19 protein-coding genes and 5 tRNA genes are annotated in these 20051 nt (G+C 67.0%); 11 read left to right on the top strand and 13 right to left on the bottom strand.

Translation table 11 applies throughout. The features are described from left to right. Nucleotides 1-182: 182 nt before the first annotated feature. The gene (locus ACUTAF_RS06435; RefSeq protein WP_445579190.1) at nucleotides 183-1211 is read left to right on the top strand and encodes a carbon-nitrogen hydrolase family protein; all 1029 of its coding nucleotides are present in this window, start codon (nucleotides 183-185) and stop codon (nucleotides 1209-1211) included. After that, on the top strand, nucleotides 1208-2284 hold the full coding sequence (locus ACUTAF_RS06430) for an AraC family transcriptional regulator (protein WP_445579189.1): 1077 nt from the start codon (nucleotides 1208-1210) through the stop codon (nucleotides 2282-2284). The genes ACUTAF_RS06435 and ACUTAF_RS06430 overlap by 4 nt, the downstream gene beginning before the upstream one ends. Before the next feature lie 169 nt (nucleotides 2285-2453). On the opposite strand, the gene ACUTAF_RS06425 is transcribed toward ACUTAF_RS06430, so the two are convergent. From ACUTAF_RS06425 to ACUTAF_RS06410, 4 genes are all read right to left on the bottom strand, one after another. Beyond that, nucleotides 2454-2530: transfer RNA gene (locus tag ACUTAF_RS06425), tRNA-Asp, on the bottom strand. Nucleotides 2531-2629: 99 nt separating this feature from the next. After that, nucleotides 2630-2706, bottom strand: a tRNA-Asp gene (locus ACUTAF_RS06420). A 31-nt stretch (nucleotides 2707-2737) separates the two neighbouring features. Continuing rightward, nucleotides 2738-2813: transfer RNA gene (locus tag ACUTAF_RS06415), tRNA-Val, on the bottom strand. A 119-nt stretch (nucleotides 2814-2932) separates the two neighbouring features. Next, the gene (locus tag ACUTAF_RS06410; protein WP_445579188.1) at nucleotides 2933-3406 is read right to left on the bottom strand and encodes a MarR family winged helix-turn-helix transcriptional regulator; all 474 of its coding nucleotides are present in this window, start codon (nucleotides 3404-3406) and stop codon (nucleotides 2933-2935) included. Between the two features lie 113 nt (nucleotides 3407-3519). On the opposite strand from ACUTAF_RS06410, the gene ACUTAF_RS06405 reads away from it, so the two are divergent. The 5 genes from ACUTAF_RS06405 (at nucleotide 3520) to ACUTAF_RS06385 (ending at nucleotide 11609) form a co-directional block, all read left to right on the top strand. After that, nucleotides 3520-5289: an N-acetylglutaminylglutamine amidotransferase gene (locus ACUTAF_RS06405; protein ID WP_445579187.1), complete on the top strand. Its 1770-nt coding sequence runs from the start codon at nucleotides 3520-3522 to the stop codon at nucleotides 5287-5289. A gap of 100 nt (nucleotides 5290-5389) precedes the next feature. Continuing rightward, nucleotides 5390-7129, top strand: coding sequence for an N-acetylglutaminylglutamine synthetase (gene ngg, locus ACUTAF_RS06400; protein WP_445579186.1), 1740 nt, complete (start codon nucleotides 5390-5392; stop codon nucleotides 7127-7129). Between the two features lie 75 nt (nucleotides 7130-7204). Next, nucleotides 7205-8404 carry an osmoprotectant NAGGN system M42 family peptidase gene (locus tag ACUTAF_RS06395; RefSeq protein ID WP_445579185.1) on the top strand — a complete coding sequence of 400 codons (1200 nt, stop codon included), beginning with the start codon at nucleotides 7205-7207 and terminating at the stop codon, nucleotides 8402-8404. Nucleotides 8405-8488: 84 nt separating this feature from the next. Continuing rightward, nucleotides 8489-11233, top strand: coding sequence for a hybrid sensor histidine kinase/response regulator (locus ACUTAF_RS06390; protein WP_445579184.1), 2745 nt, complete (start codon nucleotides 8489-8491; stop codon nucleotides 11231-11233). Between the two features lie 133 nt (nucleotides 11234-11366). Continuing rightward, on the top strand, nucleotides 11367-11609 hold the full coding sequence (locus ACUTAF_RS06385; protein ID WP_445579183.1) for a YheU family protein: 243 nt from the start codon (nucleotides 11367-11369) through the stop codon (nucleotides 11607-11609). Between the two features lie 27 nt (nucleotides 11610-11636). Here ACUTAF_RS06385 and ACUTAF_RS06380 read toward each other — a convergent pair whose 3' ends face one another. The 5 genes from ACUTAF_RS06380 to ACUTAF_RS06360 form a co-directional block, all read right to left on the bottom strand. Further along, a complete protein-coding gene (locus tag ACUTAF_RS06380; protein WP_445579182.1) occupies nucleotides 11637-11870 on the bottom strand; it encodes an anti-sigma factor family protein in 234 nt (77 codons plus the stop codon). Next, on the bottom strand, nucleotides 11864-12466 hold the full coding sequence (locus ACUTAF_RS06375) for an RNA polymerase sigma factor (RefSeq protein WP_445579181.1): 603 nt from the start codon (nucleotides 12464-12466) through the stop codon (nucleotides 11864-11866). The genes ACUTAF_RS06380 and ACUTAF_RS06375 overlap by 7 nt, the downstream gene beginning before the upstream one ends. A 46-nt stretch (nucleotides 12467-12512) precedes the next feature. After that, entirely contained in the window at nucleotides 12513-13634 is a 1122-nt protein-coding gene (locus ACUTAF_RS06370; protein ID WP_445582410.1) for a beta-ketoacyl-ACP synthase III, read from the bottom strand. A gap of 306 nt (nucleotides 13635-13940) precedes the next feature. Beyond that, nucleotides 13941-14144 carry a hypothetical protein gene (locus ACUTAF_RS06365; protein WP_445579180.1) on the bottom strand — a complete coding sequence of 68 codons (204 nt, stop codon included), beginning with the start codon at nucleotides 14142-14144 and terminating at the stop codon, nucleotides 13941-13943. 15 nt (nucleotides 14145-14159) lie between these two features. After that, on the bottom strand, nucleotides 14160-14597 hold the full coding sequence (locus ACUTAF_RS06360) for a carboxymuconolactone decarboxylase family protein (RefSeq protein WP_445579179.1): 438 nt from the start codon (nucleotides 14595-14597) through the stop codon (nucleotides 14160-14162). Between the two features lie 115 nt (nucleotides 14598-14712). Here ACUTAF_RS06360 and ACUTAF_RS06355 point away from each other — a divergent pair, with 115 nt between their 5' ends. Further along, on the top strand, nucleotides 14713-15633 hold the full coding sequence (locus tag ACUTAF_RS06355) for a LysR substrate-binding domain-containing protein (protein WP_445579178.1): 921 nt from the start codon (nucleotides 14713-14715) through the stop codon (nucleotides 15631-15633). Between the two features lie 73 nt (nucleotides 15634-15706). Then, nucleotides 15707-16429: a substrate-binding periplasmic protein gene (locus tag ACUTAF_RS06350; RefSeq protein WP_445579177.1), complete on the top strand. Its 723-nt coding sequence runs from the start codon at nucleotides 15707-15709 to the stop codon at nucleotides 16427-16429. Between the two features lie 205 nt (nucleotides 16430-16634). Here the strand turns inward: ACUTAF_RS06350 and ACUTAF_RS06345 are convergent. Together ACUTAF_RS06345 and ACUTAF_RS06340 are read right to left on the bottom strand one after the other, a co-directional pair. Continuing rightward, nucleotides 16635-16710: transfer RNA gene (locus ACUTAF_RS06345), tRNA-Gly, on the bottom strand. Between the two features lie 29 nt (nucleotides 16711-16739). After that, nucleotides 16740-16815, bottom strand: a tRNA-Glu gene (locus ACUTAF_RS06340). A 222-nt stretch (nucleotides 16816-17037) separates the two neighbouring features. Between ACUTAF_RS06340 and ACUTAF_RS06335 the strand changes: the two genes are divergently transcribed. Further along, on the top strand, nucleotides 17038-17805 hold the full coding sequence (locus ACUTAF_RS06335; RefSeq protein WP_445579176.1) for a hypothetical protein: 768 nt from the start codon (nucleotides 17038-17040) through the stop codon (nucleotides 17803-17805). Between the two features lie 52 nt (nucleotides 17806-17857). Next, the gene (locus tag ACUTAF_RS06330; RefSeq protein ID WP_445579175.1) at nucleotides 17858-18514 is read left to right on the top strand and encodes a glutathione S-transferase family protein; all 657 of its coding nucleotides are present in this window, start codon (nucleotides 17858-17860) and stop codon (nucleotides 18512-18514) included. 159 nt (nucleotides 18515-18673) lie between these two features. Here the strand turns inward: ACUTAF_RS06330 and ACUTAF_RS06325 are convergent, their stop codons facing one another. Together ACUTAF_RS06325 and ACUTAF_RS06320 are read right to left on the bottom strand one after the other, a co-directional pair. Then, complete coding sequence (locus ACUTAF_RS06325; protein WP_445579174.1) at nucleotides 18674-19156, bottom strand: GAF domain-containing protein; 483 nt, start codon at nucleotides 19154-19156, stop codon at nucleotides 18674-18676. After that, the gene (locus ACUTAF_RS06320) at nucleotides 19153-20043 is read right to left on the bottom strand and encodes an ATP-binding protein (protein ID WP_445579173.1); all 891 of its coding nucleotides are present in this window, start codon (nucleotides 20041-20043) and stop codon (nucleotides 19153-19155) included. Before ACUTAF_RS06320 ends, ACUTAF_RS06325 begins: the two co-directional genes overlap by 4 nt. Nucleotides 20044-20051 lie beyond the last annotated feature (8 nt).

The following is a 20051-nucleotide window of genomic DNA, read 5'->3' as shown; positions in this document are numbered from 1 at the left end:
GCAGTTCACGGATTGCCGCGGTCCCATGGTCACGCGGTCGGTTATGCAGCGAGACGATAAAGAGGCCGCCGGCCAGTCTCAATGATCGAAAATGACAAGATAATGATCAAAACCAGCAGCGCGCCTTGGCATGCCCGCCCAATCCACCTAACCTGCACGGCAATTCAAGCGAAAGTCCCCTCATGCGTTTATTCATCGTTTCCCTCGTCTTTCTCGCCCTGCTCGGAGGCCTTGGCAGCTACGCCTACTGGTGCGAGCAGCGCCCCGCCGGCCACTACCTGTCCGACCTGCGCAGCCAGGTGGCCCTCGACCTCGGCCAACCTGGCCCGCGCGGTAATCTGCTGGGTATCCAGCCGGAGCTGTTCGCCGCCGACTACCGCAGCCTCGACCGCCTGCGCCTGAAGCTGGCCGCCTACCTGGACCGGGCGCGCGACCTGGGCCTGCTCAGCGAGCGCACCATCGTCGTGCTGCCGGAACATATCGGCACCTGGCTGCTGGCGGTGGGCGAGAAGGACGAGCTGTACCGCGCCGCCGAGCAGCGTCAGGCGCTGCACTGGCTGGCGGCGAGCAATCCGCTGGCGTTCCTGCGTGCCCTGCTCGCCGCCGAGGGCAGCGCCCGCCTGGACGACGCCCTGCTGCGCACCAAGGCCGACGCCATGGCACGTGATTATCAGCGGCTGTTCGGCGATCTGGCCCGCGACTACGGTGTCACCCTGGTCGCCGGCTCCATCGTCCTGCCCGAGCCACGCGTCGAGCTGGGTCGCCTCGAAGTCGGCCACGGCCCGCTGTACAACGTCAGCCTGGTGTTCGACCGCGCCGGCAATCCGCTGGGCCAGCCGCAGCGCCAGGCCTTCCCGGCGCCCCCCGTCGTCGCCGCGCCGACGACCGCCTTGCAGGTACTGGACACGCCGGCCGGACGCCTCGGCGTGCTGCTCGGCGCCGACGTCCGGCAGGCGGCCAGCCACGCCGCGCTGGCCGAGCAGCAGGTCGAGCTGCTGGCCATGCCCGGCGACCTGTACGGCCAGATCGAGGATCCGTCGGCACTGGCCGAACGCCTGCGCAGCGCCGGTGTGCGCGCGGGCCTGGCGGTCCATCTGCGCGGCCGCCTGTGGCAGCGCAGCGGCCAGCCACTGGGGCTGGCGTTCGACGCCGGGCGGCCACAGGCCGGCGCCAGCGACCGCGGCGCGCAATTGCTCAACCTGTGGCTATGAAGGCGTCCCGCGTCCGCCTCGGCGATCTTTCGGTCGGCTTCACCCAGGCGCTGGCCGCGGCCCTGCGCGAACGCGGCCAGGATCCACGACCGCTGCTCGAGCAGTTCGGCCTGGACGCCGCGCGCCTGAGCGAGCCGCGCGCGCGCCTGTCGATTCCGCGCTTCATGCGCCTGGGCCACAGCGCCATCGAACTCTGCGGCGATCCGGCGCTGGGCCTGGCGATGGGCCGCCTGAGCCGACTCGGGCAGATCGGCCTGGCCGGCATCTGCGCGACCCAGGCGCCGACCCTGCGCGAGGCGGCACGCGCCCTGACCCGCTTCGAGGCGCTGTACGCGGCCAACTATCGCGGCAGTTCGGGGTTCGTCGAGGATGGCCGCGGCGCCTGGCTGCATTTTTATTCCATCAGCCCGTACAACGCCTACAACCGCTTCGTGGTCGACTCGGTGCTGGCCGGCTGGCAGAGCAACCTGGCGCAGGTGGTCGGCCGCCCGCTGAGCCTGGAAAAGGTCGAGATCGAATTTCCAGCGCCGGCCTATGCCGAGCGCTATCAGGATTTGTTCGGTTGCCCGGTGGAATTCGAGGCCGGCGCCAATCGCCTGCGCCTGAGCGCCGAGAGCCTGGCGCTGATCAATCCGGAACATTGCCCGGGGACCTGGCAGCAGTTGCTGGAGCTGTGCGAACGCGAACTGGAGCAGCTGACCCGCACCCGCAGCCTGCGCGAGCGGGTGATCCAGCTACTCGGCCCGCTGCTGCATGGCCGCGAGCCGGATCTGCAAGAGGTGGCCCGGTCCCTGCAGCTGCCGAGCTGGACGCTGCGACGCAAGCTGGCCGAGGAAGGCACGCAGTTTCGCGCCATCCTCAACGACACCCGCCGCGACCTGGCCACGGCCTATATCCGCGACACCGAGCTGGCCTTCGGCGAGATCGCCTATCTGCTCGGCTTCGCCTCGGCCGAGGCCTTCCAGCGCGCCTTCAAGCGCTGGCTGGGGCAGACACCGGGCGACTATCGCCGCACGCAGCGTCGTGCAGGCAACGACGCTCAGAGTTCGGTGGCGTCGTCGTCCGCGTCCTGATCGAACGCGCCAAGTTCGAGCAATTCTTCCTGGTAGTCGTCCATCGTCTATCTCCTGCATTTCCAGTCGTTCGGCCCCTAGCAGGCTACGACGGGCGGATGAAGACAAGATGACGAAAAGTCGCAGACAAGAAAAAACCCGTTGATCTTGCGATCAACGGGTTTTCATATGGCGCAGCGGACGGGACTCGAACCCGCGACCCCCGGCGTGACAGGCCGGTATTCTAACCGACTGAACTACCGCTGCGTGTCGGCTGGACTTGCGTCCAAGGAACTCTGTTGCACGTCTGATGGCACCTCTAGAGGTTTGCCATCTCAGCCCGAGCGAACTCGCACTGGAGAATAATGGCGCAGCGGACGGGACTCGAACCCGCGACCCCCGGCGTGACAGGCCGGTATTCTAACCGACTGAACTACCGCTGCGCGTCGGCCGGACTTGCGTCCGAATTCGCTATGGTGGGTGGTGACGGGATCGAACCGCCGACCCTCTGCTTGTAAGGCAGATGCTCTCCCGGCTGAGCTAACCACCCATGTGCCTTAGCGAGGCGCGCACTTTATGCAGGCGGCTAAGCTAAGTCAACACCCTGCTTGAATTTTTTCTGAAAAAAGCGGTTTTGCCGCGTCCTCCCCACGAAGCCATCGCCAGGGTTCAGTCCATCTCCCCGCACAGCTCGGCGGCGCGCAGCAGCGCGGCGGTCAGGGCATGGCGCTCCCACTCGGCCAACGCGGCGAAACGACGGTTGAACTCAGGCGGCATCAGCGAGGGCGCCTGGCGAATCAGCTCGCGGCCGGCATCGCTGATCAGCAGCCACTGGCGGCGACGGTCCTGGTCGTCGCGTTGACGCTGCAACAGACCGCGCTCCTCGAGGCGATCGAGCATGCCGGAGAGCGTGGCCGCGGTGAGGCTGACCCGTCCGCTGAGAGCACTGGCGGTCAGGCGCGTCTCGCTGGCCAGCACCTGCAGGATCATCAGTTGCATCGGGGTCAGGCCACCGAAACGAGCCAGACGTTTGGCATGCACCTCCCCCGCCTGCTGCAAGCGACGCAGGGCCTGGAACAGGGGCATTTCGAAAGCCATGACAGATGACAAATCTATTTCAACAGGAACTTTTTTATCACTCATAAACACCAATTTATAGCCAGCAAAACTTTGACATAAAAGCATTTATTTGTTTTGGTGTAAAAGGCTCGGCCAGCGCCGAGCCACTCCCCAACGGCAATACCGGTAAGGAAAATATGTGCGGAATAGCTGGAGAACTACGTTTTGATCGACGCCCCGCGGACCTGGCGGCAGTCGAACGCATCACCCACCACCTGGCCCCTCGCGGCCCCGACGCCCACGGCTTTCATAGCCAGGGCCCCGTCGCCCTCGGCCATCGCCGTCTGAAGATCATGGACCTGGCCGAAGCCTCCGGCCAGCCGATGATCGATAGCGAGCTGGGCCTGTCGATGGTATTCAACGGCGCCATCTACAACTACCCGGAGCTGCGTGCCGAACTGCAGGCGCTGGGCTACCGCTTCTTCTCCGGCGGCGACACCGAGGTGCTGCTCAAGGGCTACCACGCCTGGGGCGAAAAACTGCTGCCCAAGCTCAACGGCATGTTCGCCTTCGCCGTGTGGGAGCGCGACCGCCAGCAACTGTTCATCGCCCGCGACCGTCTCGGCGTCAAGCCGCTGTACCTGTCGCGCACCGGCGAGCGCCTGCGCTTCGCCTCCTCGTTGCCCGCCCTGCTCGCCGGCGGCGATATCGCCAGGACCCTCGATCCCGTCGCGCTCAACCATTACCTGAACTTCCACGCCGTGGTGCCGGCGCCGCGCACCATCCTCGCCGGCGTGGAGAAGCTGCCGCCGGCCACCTGGCTGCGCATCGATGCCGACGGCAACTGCCAGCAGCAGAGCTGGTGGCAGCTGGAGTTCGGCCCGCAGCGCGAGGAAATCCCCTTCACCCTGGACGACTGGCGCGAGCAGGTGCTGGACGGCATGCGCGAGGCGGTGTCGATCCGCCAGCGCGCCGCGGTGGATGTCGGCGTGCTGCTGTCCGGCGGCGTCGACTCGAGCCTGCTGGTCGGCCTGCTGCGCGAGGCCGGGGTAGAGAATCTGCTGACCTTCTCCATCGGCTTCCAGGATGCCGGCGGCGAGCGTGGCGACGAGTTCCAGTACTCGGACCTGATCGCCGAACGCTTCGCCACCCGCCACCACCAACTGCGCATCGACGAGCACGAGATCATCGAGCAGTTGCCGGCGGCGTTCCGCGCCATGAGCGAGCCGATGGTCAGCCACGACTGCATCGCCTTCTACCTGCTGTCGCGCGAGGTGGCCAAGCACTGCAAGGTGGTGCAGAGCGGCCAGGGCGCCGACGAGCTGTTCGCCGGCTACCACTGGTACCCGCAGGTGGACGGCGCCGACGACGCCTTCGCCGCCTACCGCGCGGCCTTCTTCGACCGCGACTACGACGAGTACGCCGCCTGCGTGCAGCCGCAGTGGCTGACCGGCGACATGGCCGGCGACTTCGTCCGTGAACATTTCGCCGCCCCCGGCGCGACCGCCGCCGTGGACAAGGCGTTGCGCCTGGACAGCACCGTGATGCTGGTCGACGACCCGGTCAAGCGCGTCGACAACATGACCATGGCCTGGGGCCTGGAGGCACGCACACCGTTCCTCGACTACCGCCTGGTGGAACTGTCGGCGCGTATTCCGGCGCGCTTCAAGCTACCGGACGGTGGCAAGCACGTGCTCAAGGAGGCGGCGCGCCAGGTGATCCCCGGCGAGGTGATCGACCGGCCCAAGGGCTATTTCCCGGTACCCGGACTCAAGCACCTGGAAGGCGCCACCCTCGGCTGGGTGCGCGACCTGCTGCTCGACCCCAGCCAGGATCGCGGCCTGTTCAACCCGGCCATGCTCGACCAGCTGCTGACCGACCCGCACAAGCACCTGACGCCGCTACGCGGCTCCAAGCTGTGGCAACTGGCGGCGCTCAACCTGTGGCTGAGCGAACAGGGACTGTAGCGACGCCGCGTCGCCCGGATGCGATCCGGGCCGGCCGCGGCACGAACTCACGCCCCGGCACAGACCGGACGTAGCGAACGAGGACAAAAGGACAATTTCCATGCGCGCCACTGCCTACAATCAGCGCCTGCTGCGCGGCCAGACCCCCTCCTACGAACGCCTGCAGGCACGCCTGGCCGAGGAGCACAGCGCCAATCCCAGCCAGCCCATCGCGGTGCATTGCGGCTGGGGCCGCCTGCTGATCGGCCATACCTATCCCGATGCCGGCGAGCTGGCCGCCGCCCTGCTCGACGAACGGCCCGGCGAGCGCGACATCGCGCTGTACGTCGCCGCCCCCCACCAGGTGCTGGCCCAGGCGCCGCAGCAGCTGTTCCTCGACCCCTCCGACACCCTGCGCCTGTGGTTCACCGACTACCGACCGGCGCGCCGCGGCTTCCGCGGCTTCCGCATCCGCCGCGCGCAGAACGAGGCGGACTGGCAGGCGATCAACTGCCTGTACCAGATGCGCGGCATGCTGCCGATCGACCCAGCCAAGCTCACCCCCTATAACCAAGGCGGCCCGACCTACTGGCTGGCCGAGGACGAGGACAGCGGCGCGGTGATCGGCAGCGTCATGGGCCTGAACCACCAGCGCGCCTTCCACGATCCGGAGAACGGCAGCAGCCTCTGGTGCCTGGCGGTGAACCCGCAGTGCAGCCGTCCCGGGGTCGGCGAGGTGCTGGTGCGCCATCTCGTCGAACACTTTATGAGCCGTGGGCTCAGTTATCTTGACCTTTCCGTCTTGCACGACAACCGCCAGGCCAAGAAGCTCTACGCCAAGCTGGGCTTTCGCGAGCTGCAGACCTTCAGCCTCAAGCGCAAGAACGGCATCAACCAGCCGCTGTTCCTCGGCCCCGGCCCGCGGGCCGAGCTCAACCCCTATGCCCGCATCATCGTCGACGAAGCCCTGCGCCGCGGCATCGAGGTACAGGTCGACGACGCCGAGGCCGGCCTGTTCACCCTCAGCCACGGCGGCCGGCGCATCCGCTGCCGCGAGTCGCTGACCGACCTGACCAGCGCGGTGAGCATGACCCTGTGCCAGGACAAGCGCCTGACCCACCGCGCCCTCAGCCGCGCCGGCCTCGCCGTACCGGCGCAGCGCCTGGCCGGCAGCGCGGAGGATAATGCCGCCTTCCTCGCCGAACACGGCGCCGTGGTGGTCAAGCCGGTCGATGGCGAGCAGGGCCAGGGCGTGGCGGTCGACCTGCGCACGCCGGGCGAGGTGCAGGACGCCATCGAGCGCGCCCGCGTGTTCGACCAGCGCGTGCTGCTGGAAAGCTTCCACCAGGGCCACGACCTGCGCGTGCTGGTGATCGGCTACCAGGTGGTCGCCGCGGCCATCCGCCGCCCGGCCGAGATCATCGGCGACGGCCGCCACAGCGTCGGCGCGCTGATCGACGCGCAGAGCCGCCGACGCCAGGCCGCCACCGGCGGCGAAAGCCGCATTCCCAAGGACGCCGAAACCCTGCGCACCCTGCACGGCGCCGGCCTCGATTACGCCAGCGTTCTGCCCGCGGGCCAGCGCCTGACCGTGCGCAAGACCGCCAACCTGCACACCGGCGGTACCCTGGAGGACGTCACCGCGATCCTCCACCCGAGCCTGCGTGAGGCGGCGATCAAGGCCGCGCGCGCCCTGGAGATCCCGGTGGTCGGCCTCGACCTGCTGGTGCCGGCCGCCGACCAGCCGCAGCATGTGTTCATCGAGGCCAACGAGCGCGCCGGGCTGGCCAACCACGAACCACAGCCGACCGCCGAGCGCTTCGTCGATCTGCTGTTCCCGCTGAGCCAGGTGATCAGCTGAGCGCTGATCGGTAGCCCTCTCCCTCCCCCCTCCCGTAAACGGGCGAGGGGCAATGGCAACGCCGAGGAGTCCTTAATGCCGCAACTACCCGAACCCGACCTCGACTACCTGCAGAAGGTGCTGCTGGAGATGCTCGCCATCCCCAGCCCGACCGGCTTCACCGACACCATCGTGCGCTACGTCGCCGAGCGGCTCGACGAGCTGCAGATTCCCTTCGAGCTGACCCGTCGCGGCACCATCCGCGCCACCCTGCGCGGGCGCCAGAGCGAGTACGAGCGATTCGACCGCGCGGTCTCGGCGCATCTGGACACCATTGGCGCCATCGTCCGCGAGATACAGGACAACGGCCGCCTCGGCCTGGCGCCGGTGGGCTGCTGGTCGAGCCGCTTCGCCGAGGGCAGCCGGGTGAGCGTGTTCACCGACCAGGGCGTGCTGCGCGGCAGCGTGCTGCCGCTGATGGCGTCCGGGCACGCCTTCAATACCGAGGTGGACAAGCTGCCGATCAGCTGGGACCACATCGAGCTGCGCCTCGACGCCTACGCCACCACCCGCGCCGATTGCGAGTCGCTGGGTATCGCGGTGGGCGACTTCGTCGCCTTCGATCCCCTGCCGGAGTTCTCCGAGAGCGGCCATATCAGCGCTCGCCATCTCGACGACAAGGCCGGCGTCGCCGCCCTGCTCACCTCGCTCAAGGCCATCCGCGACAGCGGCCAGCAGCCGCTGATCGACTGCCACCCGCTGTTCACCATCACCGAGGAGGTCGGCTCCGGCGCCGCCGCCGCCCTGCCCTGGGACGTCAGCGAGTTCGTCGGCATCGACATCGCTCCGGTCGCACCCGGCCAGCAATCCAGCGAGCACGCCGTCAGCGTGGCCATGCAGGATTCCGGCGGCCCCTACGACTATCACCTGTCGCGCCAGCTGCTGCGCCTGAGCGCCGAACACGAGATCCCGGTGCGCCGCGACCTGTTCCGCTACTACCACAGCGACGCGCAGTCGGCGATCACCGCCGGCCACGACATTCGCACTGCCCTGCTGGCCTTCGGCTGCGACGCCACTCACGGCTACGAACGCACCCACCTCGACAGCCTCAAGTCGCTCACCCGCCTGCTCACCGCCTACGTGCTCAGCCCACCGGTATTCGCCAGCGACGCGCAGCCGGCGCAGAGTTCACTGGAACGCTTCAGCCATCAGCTGGAGCACGATGCGCAGATGGAAAGCGAGACGCGCGTCCCGCCCGTGGACAGCCTGCTCGGCCAGCATGATCGGGACGCTTGATGGGGCCCGCGCATAAGGGCAAAGTGACGCCAAAGGACAGGGGGCCGCACGTGCCCCCTTGGTGTGGCCCATTGAGGTTCTCGGATGCCTCGTCTCTGTCTGGCTCTGCTTCTGTTCTGGCTGGCCTGCCCGACCTGGGCAGCGCAACCCGCGCCGCTGGCCAGTGATGATCTGCGCCTGTCGCTGGCGCCCTATGCCGGCTATCACGAGGATGCCAGCGGCGAGCTGAGCGCCGAACAGGTATTGGCGCTGGGCGACGAGGCGTTTCGCCGCATCGAGGGCGAACACGCCAACAAGGGCAAGAACGCTTCCGTCTGGTGGTTCCGGGTGCGCCTGGACAATGCCCTGCAACAGGGCCTGGGCGGCTACCTGGAGGTCAACTACCCGCTGCTCGACCATCTGCAGATCTTCCTCGCCGGCCCCGACGGCACGCTGCAGGAGCAGGAGAGCGGCGACCGCTACGCCTTCTCGCAACGGCCGGTGCAGGTGCGCAACTTCTGGTTTCCGCTGCAGCTCGAGCCCGGCGTCAGCACCCTGCTGGTGCGGGTGGAGACTACCAGCACGGTGTTCGTGCCGCTGTTCTTCAGCACCTACGGCGCCAGCGCCGCCGCCCAGGAAAATCTCATGGGCTTCAACGGCGCCTTCTACGGCGTGCTGTTCGCCATGTTCTGCTACAACCTGTTCCTCTACCTGTCGCTGCGCGAAGCGGCCTACTTCTGGTACCTGGCCTACAACCTCAACGTCGGCCTGCTCGCCGCTTCCTTCGACGGCATGCTGTTCAAGCTGATGCCCGAACACGTGACGTTCCAGTCGGTGAGCATCTACCTGCTGATGTACCTGCACTGCCTCACCGCCATCCAGTTCAGCCGCCATTTCCTGCATGCGCGCCAGTATTTCCCGCGCCTGGACACCGGCCTGCGCCTGCTGATGCTGGTCTGCGCCGGCATCCTCCTGTCGGTGCCACTGGTCGGCCTAGGCGCCTGGAACATCCTGGCCAGCGTCACCGTCTCGCTGGTCTCGCTGGCGTTGCTGCTCACCGGCCTCTATGTCTGGCGCCGCGGCGTGCGCTACGGCTCCTACTACACGCTGGCCTGGGCCATCCTGCTGTTCGCCTTCATCCAGGCCACCACCGGTTCGCTGGGGCTGGAGATGCTCGGCGTGTTCGGCGCCACGGTGGTGAAGATCGGCGTCACCATCGAGCTGATCACTCTGTCGATCGGCCTGGCCGATCGCATCAACCTGCTCAAGGAGGAAGGCTTCCGCTCGCGCCGCGCCGCCGAGCAGGCCGAGTTCGACAGCCAGGCCAAGAGCCGTTTCCTGGCCAAGATGAGCCATGAGATCCGCACCCCGCTCAACGGCGTGCTGGGCATGCTGCAGTTGCTCCGGGAAACCCCGCTGGACCGCAGCCAGCGCTTCTACGTCGACACCATCTCCAGCTCCGGCAGTTCGCTGATGGCGGTGATCAACGACATCCTCGACTACGCTCGCATCGAGTCCGGCAAGCTCAGCCTGGAGCAGATCGAGTTCGACCTCGAGGAGCTGATTTCCGAGACCCTCAGCCTGTTCACCGGCCAGGCTCTGGACAAGCGCCTGCGCCTCTACGTCAGCCTCGAAGGCGGCGTGCCGCGGCGCATCCAGGGCGACCCGACGCGGCTCAAGCAGGTGCTGATGAACCTTCTGAGCAACGCCCTGAAGTTCACCGCCGAAGGCCATGTGGCGATCGGCGTCAGCCGCCGCAGCGACAGCCACGGCCGGCCGCATCTGGTGTTCGCCGTGAGCGACAGCGGCATCGGCATCAACGAGCAGGCGCTGGCCCAGTTGTTCGAATCCTTCGCCCAGGGCGATTCCAGCACCACCCGCCGCTATGGCGGCAGCGGCCTCGGCCTGGCCATCAGCAAGGAGCTGGTGGAGATGATGGGCGGACGCATCGAGGTGCAGAGCACCCCTGGCCAGGGTACCCGCTTCGCCTTCGACATCCCGCTGCTCGACGAAACCGACCAGCCCGACCCGCTCACTCAACTGGTCGCCGGGCGCACCGTTTTGCTCGCCTCGCTCGACGGCCTCGGCCTCGACGCCGCCAGCCGCCTGCTCGGCCGCTGGGGCATGCGCACCGAGCGCTGCCAGACGCCGGAGCGCCTGCTGGACTATTTGCAGGACTTCACCACGCCGCCGCTGCTGGTGCTGATGGCACCCTGGCCGGGCAGCGTCAAGCACTGGCTCGAATCGCTCAGGCCCAGGCTGCAACCGCAACAGCGCGTGCTGCTGGTCTGCCCGCCGGAAGCCTGCCAGCAGTTACCCGGCGGCCATGGCCTGCGCCTGCAGCACCTGGCCCAGCCGATGGCTATCAACACCCTGCGCCATGCCCTCGGCGAGCTGTACGAGGAACCGCGGGCCCAGGTCCATCAACTGGTGCGCGAGGTGCGCAACCACCGCGATGGCACGCCCTGCATCCTGGTCGCCGAGGACAATCCGGTGAATCAGCTGGTGGTTCAGGGCTTTCTCAAGAAGCGCGGCTACAGCGTACGCCTGGTGACCCACGGCCAGGCCGCGGTGGAGGAATACAGCCGCGACCCCAACGCCGTTCACCTGATCCTGATGGACTGCGAGATGCCGGAGATGGACGGTTTCGAGGCCACCCGGCAGATCCGCAAGCTTGAGCGCGACCGGCAGCTGGCGGCGGTGCCCATCGTCGCTCTCACCGCGCATATTCTCGACGAACACCGCCAGCACGGCCTGGAGGCCGGGATGGACGATTTCCTCGGCAAACCACTGGACAGCGCCCTGCTCTACAGCACCCTGGAGCGCTTTCTCAGCGTGCACAGCGTCTGATCGGCGCTGGCTACCGCACGCATCATGCGCGGCGCACGGCGCACCCGACGAGCGCTGATCACCATGGCCGGGCCATGGCTTATTGGCGCCAGGCCCACTAGCATAGGCGCCGCCTGACTGGAGCCGACCCGCCGTGCTGATCCCCGCCCACCTGCTGCAAGCCGACACCCTCACCGCCCTGATCGAGGACTTCGTCACCCGCGAGGGTACCGACAACGGCGACGAAACCCCGCTACCAACCCGCGTGCAACGGGTGCGCCGCGCCCTCGACAAGGGCGAGGCGGTGATCGTCTTCGATGCGGACAGTCAGCAGTGCCAGCTGGCGCTCAAGCGCGACGTGCCGCAGGAGTGGCTCGAGGCCTTGCGCGACGACTGAAGCCCGCCTGCAACGGCGCAGTCGCGCTCAGCGGGCGTTGCGCCGCGCCTCGGCCAGGCGCTCGGCCAGGGCATCGAGTTCGGGCACCTGCTCCTCCGGCAAATGACGCAACACGGCCTGACTCAGGCGCAACTGACGGATGAAGCGCCGGCAATGCACGCACATGGCCAGGTGAGCGCGCACCGCCAGACGCTGACGCAGGCTCAGTTGCCCATCGAGAAAATCGCTGGACTGGGCCACCAGGTCCTTGCAGTTCAGCATTGCCCGGTCTCCTCGAAATGCTCCAGGGTGGCGAAGACTTTCAGACGCGCCCGGTGCAACAGCACCCGCACATTGGAGAGCGAGATTTCCAGAAGATTACAGATCGCCTCCAGCTCCAGTCCCTGGCGCTCGCGCAGCACCAGCACGCTGGCCTGCAGCTCGGACAGGCTGGCCAGGGTCTTTTCCAGGCACTGGCGCAGTTCGTCCTCGCTCAGCAGGGCTTCGGGGCTGTCCTGGTGCCAGGCGTGCGGTGCCAGCAGCCAGTGGCCATCCTCGGCGAAACGCTCCTCGCCGACGCTGCCGTGCGGGCCCGGCAGGTCGTCCAGCAACACCTCGCGACGGTTGTGCTTGAGGCGGGTCTTGGCGGCATTGGCGGTGATGGTCAGCAGCCAGGTCTTCAGGCTGGCGCGCCCCTGGAAACCATCCAGCCCCCGCACCACCGCGAGCCAGGCGTCCTGCACCACCTCATCGGCGTGGCGGCTGCCGACTATGGCGTAGGCCACCGCACGCATCGCCCCCTGATAGCGGGCGACCAGCTCGCGGTAGGCCTGCTGCTCGCCGGCGAGCAGACGTCCCAGCAGATCGGAATCGCTCATGCCTCCCCCGCAGGCTGCGCTACGCGCACCACAACCGCCACGGCGCTCAGCGCTTGCGCAGGATCACGCTGCCGATGGAATAACCGGCGCCGAACGAGCTGAGCACACCGAGGCTGCCCGCCGCCAGGTCGTCCTGATGCTTGTGCAGGGCGATCACCGAGCCGGCCGAACTGGTGTTGGCATAGGTGTCGAGGATCACCGGCGCCTCGTGCGGCTCGGCATCGCGACCGAGCAGCTTGCGTGCGATCAGCAGGTTCATGTTGAGGTTGGCCTGGTGCAGCCAGAAGCGCTTGACGTCACCGACGTTCAGCTGGTTCTCTGCCAGGTGCGCGGCGATCAGCTCGGCCACCATCGGGCAGACGTCCTTGAACACCTTGCGGCCTTCCTGGACGAACAATTTGTCGCGCGCACCCACGCCCTCTTCCGCGGCCCGGTTGAGAAAGCCGAAGTTGTTGCGGATGTTGTTGGAGAACTGGGTCAGCAGCTTGGTGCCGACGACGTCGAACTGGTGCTTGGAGGTGGCCTGGTCGGCGCGCTCGATGATCACCGCGGTGGCCGCATCGCCGAAGATGAAGTGGCTGTCACGGTCACGGAAGTTCAGGTGGCCGGTGCAGATTTCCGGGTTGACCATCAGGATCGCACGCGCCTGGCCGGTCTTCACCGCATTGGTGGCTGCCTGGATGCCGAAGGTGGCCGAGGAGCAGGCCACGTTCATGTCGTAGCCCCAGCCATCGATGCCGAGCGCGGCCTGTACCTCGATGGCCACCGCCGGGTAGGCGCGCTGCAGGTTGGAACAGGCGACTATCACCCCGTCGATATCGGCGACGCTGCGACCGGCGCGCTCCAGGGCCTGCCTGGCCGCCGCCACGGACATCTCGCAGAGGATGCCCCACTGATCGTTGGAGCGCTCGGGGATGCGCGGCACCATGCGCTGCGGATCGAGGATGCCAGCCTTGTCGATGACGAAGCGACTCTTGATACCCGAGGCCTTCTCGATGAACGCGCTGCTCGACTCGGTCAGCGCTTCGGTCTCGCCACGGGCGATGGCCTCGGCGTTGGCGTCGTTGAATTGCTGCACATAGGCATTGAAGGATGCCACCAGTTCGTCGTTGGAAATGCTGTTGGCCGGGGTATACAGGCCGGTACCACTGATCACGACGTTATGCACGGTCATTCCTCTTCTTCTGCGCCGCGCCGAGCGGCCAATTTGGGCAGTACGCCCCGGCAGGGCCGCGGGCGGAATCCGGTTGGCGACGGCGGCCTCGGATGCCGGGCGGGGCGGCCGCCGTCGCGGTCGGCAGAGTGTGCCACAGGCATGGGGGGTTCGTCCGCTACGCGGACAGCCGCAGTAGCGATGCGCATGTGACGCGCCACGCATCCGTCCGCGCCGGGCCGCTGCGGGTCTCGCCCACGGCCCCGATGAGCCGGCGCGGGGCACCAGGCGAACGGCGCGAACTCGACCCGGCACGGCGCTTCAGCAAGCAGCACAGACCAAGCGTCGCAGCCAGGCGCTGGTCAGCAGCGCAGCGAGACCTTGCGCCTCGCTTTCGTCCAGCCTCAGCAACCAGCGCTCACCTGCAGGTGCCAGGGCACGCAGACGTCCGCCCCACTGCTGCGGCAGCAAGGCCTCGAGTTGCCGCTGGCTGAGCGGTCGGGTGTGTAGCAGGCAGTGGGGCATGACGCGGCTCCCGTCTCAAGGCTGCATGGCGAAGGCGACGCCGAAGCGGTTCCAGGCGTTGATGGTGGCGATGCACAGGGTCAGCTCGGCCAGTTGCTGGTCATCGAACTGCCCGGCCACCTCCCGGTAGATCGCCTCGGGAACACCACGCTGGGCCAGAAGACTCAGGTGATCGGTCCACAGCAGGGCGGCACGCTCGCGCTCGCTGAACAGTGGCGAATCTTCCCAGGTGCCGACGGCGAGCAGGCGGCGAGCCGATTCACGCGCCTTGAGCGCGTCGCTGCCATGCATGTCGAGGCACAGGGCGCAGCCGTTGAGCTGCGAGGCGCGAACCTTGACCAACTCGCGCAGCGATCTCTCCAGCGAGCTGTCGACCTGGGCCCGCTCCAGTCCGAGCATGGCCTCGAATACCCGCGGGGCGGCCTGGTGATAGTTGAGTCGATGGCTGTGCATGAGCGTTCTCCGGTAAGGCCCGACCAGCTGCCGGGATTGTTCGGCACTGTATTACCCAGGAGATCCGAGATAAATTACCCTACGAGGCAAACTTTGTACGGAGTTACGGACAATAATGGCATTCGATCGCCTCGAAGCGATGCGCGCCTTCTGCCGCATCGTCGAACTGGGCAGCTTCACCCGCGCCGCCGACGCCCTCGGCCTGGCCAAGACCACGGTGTCGGGACAGTTGCAGGCGCTCGAAAGCCAGCTCGGCATCAAGCTGCTGCACCGCACCACGCGACGGGTTTCGCCGACTACCGACGGCAGCGCCTACTACGAGCGCGCCCGCGCCGTGCTCGACGATCTCGACGAACTGGAGGCCCAGGTGTCGCAGAGCCGCAGCCTGGCCCGCGGCCGAGTGCGGGTGGAAATGCCCTCGCCGGTCAGCCGCTTCCTGCTGATTCCGGCCCTGCCCGACTTCGTCGCCCGCTATCCGCAGATTCGCCTGGATCTCGGCAGCAGCGAGCGCGTCGTCGATCTGGTGCAGGAGGGCGTGGACTGTGCGATCCGCGGCGGCCAGGTACACGACCCGGACCTGGTCTGCCGGCCCATCGGTCGCATGCGCTTCAGCCTGTGCGCGGCGCCCGCCTACCTGGCCGCCAGCGCGCCGCTGACGCATCCACAGGAACTGCCCGCCCATCGCTACCTGGCTTTCGTCTACCCCGCCAGCGGGCGCCAGAAAACCAATGTCCTGCGCCGCGGCGCCGAGCAGTTCGTCATCGAGCAGGAGCCGACGATGCGCTTCAACAGCGGCGAAGCCTACCTGGCCGCCGCCGAAGCCGGCCTGGGCTTCGCCGTCCTGCCCATGGCCGCCTCGCGCCAGGCCCTGGCCGAAGGACGCCTGGTACAGCCCCTGCCGGACTGGCAGGCGGACGGCATGCCGCTGAGCCTGGTCTACCCCCATTCACGTCATCTCTCGGCGCGGGTGCGCGCCTTCACCGACTGGGCCTGCGCGCTGATGGCGGAGGATCCGCTATGGCGCCCCGAAGCATGAGCCCAGCACGGCGTTCCTGGCTAAGCTGTGACGACCGATGACTTCCCTGCCCTTGTTCCCCCGCGGTGACCCCATGCGCTTGCTGTTCATCGCCTGGCTACTGAGTGCCGCCGCGCACGCCGGCGAACCACCGCTGCGCTTCTCGGTGAGCGATAGCTGGGGCATGCCGATGATGCAGATCGACGATGGCCGCGCCACCGCCGGCATTCTCTACGACCTGCAAGCGCGCCTGGCGCAAAAGGTCGGCCGGCGCGCCGAGCAACTGGTCCTGCCGCGCCTGCGCGTGCAGCGCCTGCTGGCACGCGGCGAGATCGACGTGCGCTGCTACGTCCATCCCGCCTGGCTCGCCGAACCGCAACGAGGCTATGTCTGGAGCGTACCGTTCATGGTCCAGCAGGACCTGATCGTCGGCCGCTGGAATGCACCCGAACTGCGGCCAGAGCATCTCGAAGGCGAGCGCCTGGGTACGGTGCTGGGCTTTCGCTATCCGCGCCTGGAGCGACTGTTCGCCAGCGGCCAGGTGCAACGCGAAGACGCCCGCACCCAGCAGCTGGCGCTGGAGAAGCTCGACGCCGGGCGCTATCGCTACGCGGTCAGCAGCCACCTGGCGCTGGACTGGTTCAATCGCCAGCAACCGGCCGGCCAGCGACTTAAGGCCCTGCAGCAGATCGCCGCCGACCCCATCTCCTGCCTGATCCGCGACGCAGCGGACGTGCCGACGCGGGCGCTGCTGCGCGCCTTGGTGCAGATGAAGCAGAACGGCGAGCTCGAGGCGATCCTGGCGCGCTATCGCTAATCCACAGCGAATGACGATCCACCTGCGACCGGCCGAAACCGACCCGCGAGCAGGGTGGTCGACCAGGGAGCGTGACGAAGAAAAGAGTTCGCCGGATGCGGCGACCCGAACATGGGCCGGAAACCAGGCCCGCCGAAAACGAAAAAAGGAGCTTTCGCTCCTTTCTTCTGAGGATCACAGACAGGTATGCCTGAGGATCGTAATTTGGAGCGGGAAACGAGACTCGAACTCGCGACCCCGACCTTGGCAAGGTCGTGCTCTACCAACTGAGCTATTCCCGCTTTAAAACCCACTTTTCCACGTTGGAAAGTGGCGTCCCCTAGGGGACTCGAACCCCTGTTACCGCCGTGAAAGGGCGGTGTCCTAGGCCACTAGACGAAGGGGACGCAGCCCGGAATCCATAACGACTTTTCCGGCTTCCCTCGCTCTGTTTCAAGCATTGCGCTGGAAGTGGCGCGCATTCTATGGAGCCTTTTCAAGGCCGTCAACCACTCTCTAAAAAATTTTTAAAATCAAAGACTTCAGGCCACAAGCTGACGTTGCACTAGGAGCCTCGCGACCAAGCCACTACACTCGGCGGAAAATCCAGCACTCGAGAGGCTCAAGCAGTGTCCCCACTCGTGATTACCTTGCTGATAGTCGGCGGCATCGCCTTGCTGATCGTGATCGCCTACGTCAATCATCTGGTCGAGAACAACAAGCTGGAAAGAGCCCGGCAAAAGGCCGACCTCAATGATCGCATCCGCCGCTGCCTGGACATCTCCACCACGATGCCCGGCCAACTGATGAGCGCCCCGCTGAAGCTGTTGCTCAGCCGACTGCAGTTGCAACTGAGCGAGCGCCTGCTGCCACTGGACAAGCAGAATACCGAGCTCAAGGGCCGCATCGAGGAGCTCAGAACGCTGGTGGCGCAGGGCGAATCGATTCCGGTGAGCAACGCCCCACAACCCATTCTCAGCGAGGCCAAGGCCAAGGAAGTGCGCTTCACCCTGGAGAACCTGCACGCACTGATCACCGGCTCGGCACAGATCGGCCTGCTGCCCGCCAATGAGGGCAAGCACTGGCTGCAGCAGATCCGCCAGATGCTGGTGCAGCTGCATATCGAATTCTTCGGCAACCTCGGCCAGCAGGCCCTGCAGCAGAAACAGCCCGGCCAGGCCCGCCTGGCCTTCGAGCGCGGCGTGCAGTACCTGCGCAAGCAGCCGCAACCGGGGCTTTACCAGACCCAGCTGAAACGCTTCGAGGAGCAGTTGGCCCGCGCCAATGCCCTGGTGCTGGAACAGGGACAGCCGTCGACCGAGGCACCCAGCGAACTCACCGAAGGCCTGAAGAACCTGGATGACGACGACTGGAAGAAGAAGAACCTCTACGACTAGTGCGCCTGCGTTCGGCACGCACTGCAACCCGACGTCCACAACGGGAGTTTCGATGAACCTGACCGTCTATGGAGCACCGCTCTCCCCCTTCGTCCGCAAACTCTGCCTGTGCCTGCTGGAAAAAGGCCTGGACTACCAGCTGGAAGTCATCACCCCGTTCGGCCAGCCCGAGTGGTATCGCGAGCTCAATCCGCTGGGGCGCATCCCGGCGTTTCGCGACGGCGACCTGACCCTGGCCGATTCCAGCGTCATCTGCCAGTACCTGGAAGAACGCTACCCCGAATGCCCGTCGCTCTATGGCGATGACGCCGCTCGGCGCGCCCAGGTCCGCTGGCTGGAAAAGTACGCCGACTACGAGCTCGCCCCACTGTGCACCTTTGGCGTGTTCCGCAACCGCATACTGAAACCGAGCCAGGGCCTACCCTGCGACGAGGCCAAGGTACAGGCCGCGCTGGAGAAACTAGCGGGGCATTTCGACTACCTCGAAAACGTGCTGGGGCATGCCGAGTATCTGGTCGGCGAGCGCCTGAGCATGGCCGACCTCGCCCTCGCCTGCCAGCTGATCAATATGCAGCACGGCGGCGAGACGCTGGATGCGACACGCTGGCCGCGCCTGGCCGGCCACTATGCGCGAATCAAGGCGCGCGCCTCGGTGCAGCAGCTGCTGCCGCGCGAACTGCGCACCCTAGAGAAGATCGGCGCTCGCTGATCGGTGGACAAGCTTCGCGTTGTTCCCCCTAAGATCCCATAGAGACGCGTCGCGTGCGCCTTGGGCATCGCCGGTGTGCACGGCGCACCCTTGGGTTTCGCGGATATCAAGGGGGAATGCCCGGCGTGGCCGAACGGCGTAGAGTGCGCTGCGGGCCGCTCAGCAGTCGCTGGCGGCCAGAAAAATAGCCGTCAGCGCCTCGATCCCAGCCTGATCCGCCTCAGTGAAACGCCCGACCGACGGGCTGTCCAGATCCAGCACGCCGATCAGCCGATCATCCTTGAGCAGCGGCACCACCAGCTCGCTATTGGAGGCGCTGTCGCAGGCGATATGCCCGGCGAAGGCGTGCACGTCCTCCACCCGCTGGGTCTGCCGGCTCGCCGCCGCCGCGCCGCACACGCCGCGGCCAAAGGCAATGCGCACGCAGGCCACCTTGCCCTGGAACGGGCCGAGCACCAGCTCGCCGTCTTTCGCCAGGTAGAAACCGGCCCAGTTCAGGTCGGCCAGTTCGTGGAACAGGAAGGCGGAAAACTGCGCGGCGTTGGCGATGAAGTCGCGCTCGCCGGCCAGCAACGCTTCGAGCTGCGCCGCCAGCAGCGGGTAGCCGTCCAGCCCGGAGCCGGTCTGGGAAAGGTCGATCATGCGTCTTGCTCCAAGAGTTGCAGCCCGACCCAATGCCGGGCGAATTGAAAGGCGCAGCGGCCGTTGCGATTGCCGCGGCCCAGGGCCCAGCGGAGCGCGGCCTTCTCCAACGCCTCGCTCCATTGCCAACGCAGGCCGGCCGACGCCGCCTGCACCTCGATCCTGTGGCGCACCACTTCGAGGTAGTGTTCCTGGCTGAAGGGGTAGAACGACAGCCACAGGCCGAAACGGTCGGACAGGGCGATCTTGTCCTCCACCGCCTCGTTGGGGTGCAGCTCGCCATCGACCCTCTGCCAGTTCTCATTGTCGCTCTGCTTCTCCGGCATCAGGTGGCGACGGTTGGAGGTGGCGTACAGCAGCACGTTGTCCGGCGCCCGCTCCAGCGAGCCGTCGAGCACGCTCTTGAGCACCCGGTAGTTGCCCTCGCCGGATTCGAACGAGAGATCGTCGCAGAACAGCACGAAGCGCTGCGGCAGCCGCGCCAGTTGCTCCACCACGCGCGGCAGGTCGGCCAGGTGATCGCGCTCGATCTCGATCAGGCGCAGGCCGGCCGCCGCGTGCTCGGCCAGCAACGCGCGCACCAGCGACGACTTGCCGGTACCGCGCGCGCCCCACAGCAGCGCGTGGTTCGCCGGCAGACCGGCGACGAACTGGCGGGTGTTGCGCGCCAGTTGCTCGCGCTGGGCGTCGATGCCGATCAGGTCGCTCAGGTTCAAGTCCAGACTGACCGTCAAGGGTTGCAGGCAACCGCTGCGGCCGTCGCGCTGCCAGCGCGCGGCCAGGCTCTGGTTCCAGTCCAGCTCCGCCCGCGGCGCCGGCAACAGCGGTTCGAGACGCGCCAGCACCTGCTCGGCGCGCGCCAGAAAGTTCTGCAATCGGGGGTCCACGCTCTGCT

It is taken from the genome of Pseudomonas sp. SP16.1, from assembly GCF_052682975.1.
The sequence above is the reverse complement of the archived record's forward strand: the minus strand, read 5'-3'. Positions and strand labels throughout refer to the sequence as shown.

Bases quoted from the DNA above. Each gene is read 5' to 3' on its own strand.
- ACUTAF_RS06435 (WP_445579190.1), top strand. From the start codon at position 183: ATGCGTTTATTCATCGTTTCCCTCGTCTTTCTCGCCCTGCTCGGAGGC.
- ACUTAF_RS06430 (WP_445579189.1), top strand. From the start codon at position 1,208: ATGAAGGCGTCCCGCGTCCGCCTCGGCGATCTTTCGGTCGGCTTCACC.
- ACUTAF_RS06410 (WP_445579188.1), bottom strand. From the start codon at position 3,406: ATGAGTGATAAAAAAGTTCCTGTTGAAATAGATTTGTCATCTGTCATG.
- ACUTAF_RS06405 (WP_445579187.1), top strand. From the start codon at position 3,520: ATGTGCGGAATAGCTGGAGAACTACGTTTTGATCGACGCCCCGCGGAC.
- ngg (WP_445579186.1), top strand. From the start codon at position 5,390: ATGCGCGCCACTGCCTACAATCAGCGCCTGCTGCGCGGCCAGACCCCC.
- ACUTAF_RS06395 (WP_445579185.1), top strand. From the start codon at position 7,205: ATGCCGCAACTACCCGAACCCGACCTCGACTACCTGCAGAAGGTGCTG.
- ACUTAF_RS06390 (WP_445579184.1), top strand. From the start codon at position 8,489: ATGCCTCGTCTCTGTCTGGCTCTGCTTCTGTTCTGGCTGGCCTGCCCG.
- ACUTAF_RS06380 (WP_445579182.1), bottom strand. From the start codon at position 11,870: ATGCTGAACTGCAAGGACCTGGTGGCCCAGTCCAGCGATTTTCTCGAT.
- ACUTAF_RS06375 (WP_445579181.1), bottom strand. From the start codon at position 12,466: ATGAGCGATTCCGATCTGCTGGGACGTCTGCTCGCCGGCGAGCAGCAG.
- ACUTAF_RS06365 (WP_445579180.1), bottom strand. From the start codon at position 14,144: ATGCCCCACTGCCTGCTACACACCCGACCGCTCAGCCAGCGGCAACTC.
- ACUTAF_RS06360 (WP_445579179.1), bottom strand. From the start codon at position 14,597: ATGCACAGCCATCGACTCAACTATCACCAGGCCGCCCCGCGGGTATTC.
- ACUTAF_RS06355 (WP_445579178.1), top strand. From the start codon at position 14,713: ATGGCATTCGATCGCCTCGAAGCGATGCGCGCCTTCTGCCGCATCGTC.
- ACUTAF_RS06350 (WP_445579177.1), top strand. From the start codon at position 15,707: ATGCGCTTGCTGTTCATCGCCTGGCTACTGAGTGCCGCCGCGCACGCC.
- ACUTAF_RS06330 (WP_445579175.1), top strand. From the start codon at position 17,858: ATGAACCTGACCGTCTATGGAGCACCGCTCTCCCCCTTCGTCCGCAAA.
- ACUTAF_RS06325 (WP_445579174.1), bottom strand. From the start codon at position 19,156: ATGATCGACCTTTCCCAGACCGGCTCCGGGCTGGACGGCTACCCGCTG.